Source organism: Streptomyces sp. NRRL F-5123 (assembly GCF_000721495.1).
In the GTDB taxonomy this organism is placed as follows: Bacteria; Actinomycetota; Actinomycetes; order Streptomycetales; family Streptomycetaceae; genus Actinacidiphila.
This window is the reverse complement of sequence record NZ_JOHY01000226.1, coordinates 1-255: the sequence shown is the minus strand read 5'-3', so window position 1 is coordinate 255 and position 255 is coordinate 1. Positions and strand designations below refer to the sequence as shown.

The window sequence follows — 255 nt, the reverse complement described above, 5'->3', positions numbered from 1 at the left end:
GGTGGACGGGGCGCGGTGGTTGGACGAGTTGACGCGTGAGCGGGGGGTGGAGCTGGCGGCGTTCGTGGTGTTCTCCTCTGCTGCGGGTGTGGTCGGTACTGCGGGGCAGGGCAACTACGCTGCGGCGAACGCGTATCTGGACGCTTTGGCGCAGGTGCGCAGGGCGGACGGGCTTGCCGGGACCTCGATGGCGTGGGGGTTGTGGGCGGACACCAGTTCCATGACGGGTCACTTGGGCGGTGCTGATCTGGCGCG

General features: G+C 69.4%; 1 pseudogene. It reads left to right on the top strand.

Annotation, left to right across the window (positions count from 1 at the left end):
* Window positions 1-4: 4 nt before the first annotated feature.
* Window positions 5-255, top strand: a pseudogene (locus IH54_RS41200) (KR domain-containing protein); the annotation flags it as partial.